Below are 2,029 nucleotides of genomic sequence, written 5' to 3' on the forward strand. Positions count from 1 at the left end.
ATTTTGTTCTTTGAAAACTGAATACTGTAAGTAATAAACCTCTTATTTAATTATTTCTACCAGGAGATAATTAATATAAGAAATTCCAATTTTACCAAGAGTAAAAACCAATAAAAGTAAGCAAATTACTTTTCGCGAATCATACAACTTAACCAATGGTTAAGTGAATAAGGGCGCACGGTGGATGCCTTGGCACTAGGAGCCGATGAAGGACGGGACTAACACCGATATGCTTCGGGGAGCTGTACGTAAGCTTTGATCCGGAGATTTCCGAATGGGGGAACCCAATTGCTTTGATAGGCAATTACTTAACTATTAATACATAGTAGTTTGAGAGGAAGACGCAGGGAACTGAAACATCTCATTACCTGTAGGAAGAGAAAGAAAAATCGATTTCCTGAGTAGCGGCGAGCGAAACGGAAAGAGCCCAAACCAAAGAGCTTGCTCTTTGGGGTTGTAGGACAGACGATATGTAGTTAAAGATTTAGTCGAATGGCATGGAAAGGCCAATCACAGAGGGTGACAATCCCGTAGATGAAAGATCAATAACGCTAGTCTGTATCCTGAGTACGGCGGAACACGTGTAATTCCGTCGGAATCCGGGAGGACCATCTCCCAAGGCTAAATACTCCCTAGTGACCGATAGTGAACCAGTACCGTGAGGGAAAGGTGAAAAGCACCCCGGGAGGGGAGTGAAATAGTACCTGAAACCGTGTGCTTACAAGCAGTCAGAGCCCGTTAATGGGTGATGGCGTACTTTTTGTAGAACGGACCGGCGAGTTACGATTGCATGCAAGGTTAAGTTGCAGAAACGGAGCCATAGCGAAAGCGAGTCTGAATGGGGCGTCGAGTATGTAGTCGTATACCCGAAACCAAGTGACCTACCCATGTGCAGGGTGAAGGTGTGGTAAAACGCACTGGAGGCCCGAACCCACGTCTGTTGAAAAAGGCGGGGATGACGTGTGGGTAGCGGAGAAATTCCAATCGAACTTGGAGATAGCTGGTTCTCTCCGAAATAGCTTTAGGGCTAGCCTCGGATGATGAATATTGGAGGTAGAGCACTGTTTGATCTAGGGGTCCATCTAGGATTACCGAAATCTGATAAACTCCGAATGCCAAATATTTTAATCCGGGAGTCAAACTGCGAGTGATAAGATCCGTAGTTGAAAGGGAAACAGCCCAGACCACCAGCTAAGGTCCCAAAGTTTCAGTTAAGTGGAAAAGGATGTGGGGTTGCTTAGACAACTAGGATGTTGGCTTAGAAGCAGCCATCATTTAAAGAGTGCGTAATAGCTCACTAGTCGAGTGACCCTGCGCCGAAAATGTACCGGGGCTAAACTGAACACCGAAGCTGTGGATATCCGTATGGATATGGTAGGAGAGCGTTCTAAGGGCAGAGAAGCAAGATCGAGAGGACTTGTGGAGCGCTTAGAAGTGAGAATGCCGGTATGAGTAGCGAAAGACGGGTGAGAATCCCGTCCACCGTATGACTAAGGTTTCCTGGGGAAGGCTCGTCCTCCCAGGGTTAGTCGGGACCTAAGCCGAGACCGAAAGGTGTAGGCGATGGATAACAGGTTGAGATTCCTGTACTTGTTTGTATTGTTTGAGCAAAGGAAGGACGCAGGAGGCTAAGCAGAGCACGTTATTGGATTCGTGTTCAAGCAGTGAGTCTGACACAGAGTGAAATGCTTCGTGTTAAAGATGAGCTGTGATGAGGAGGGAAATATAGTACCGAAGCTGCTGACGTCACACTGCCAAGAAAAGTTTCTAGTTAGATGCAAACAACCCGTACCGCAAACCGACACAGGTAGTCGAGGAGAGCATCCTAAGGTGAGCGAGCGAACTCTCGTTAAGGAACTCGGCAAAATAACCCCGTAACTTAGGGAGAAGGGGTGCTGACCAATGGTCAGCCGCAGTGAATAGGCCCAAGCGACTGTTTATCAAAAACACAGGTCTCTGCAAAATCGAAAGATGACGTATAGGGGCTGACGCCTGCCCGGTGCTGGAAGGTTAAGAGGAGTGCTTAGCA

Annotated in this window: 1 rRNA gene; it reads left to right on the plus strand. The window is 47.1% G+C overall.

From position 1 onward, the window contains the following. Positions 1 to 157: 157 nt before the first annotated feature. Positions 158 to 2,029: ribosomal RNA gene (locus HMPREF3116_RS04865) — 23S ribosomal RNA — on the plus strand; the annotation flags it as partial.

Source organism: Aerococcus sp. HMSC10H05, assembly GCF_001806975.1.
GTDB classification, from domain to species: Bacteria; Bacillota; Bacilli; order Lactobacillales; family Aerococcaceae; genus Aerococcus; species Aerococcus viridans_B.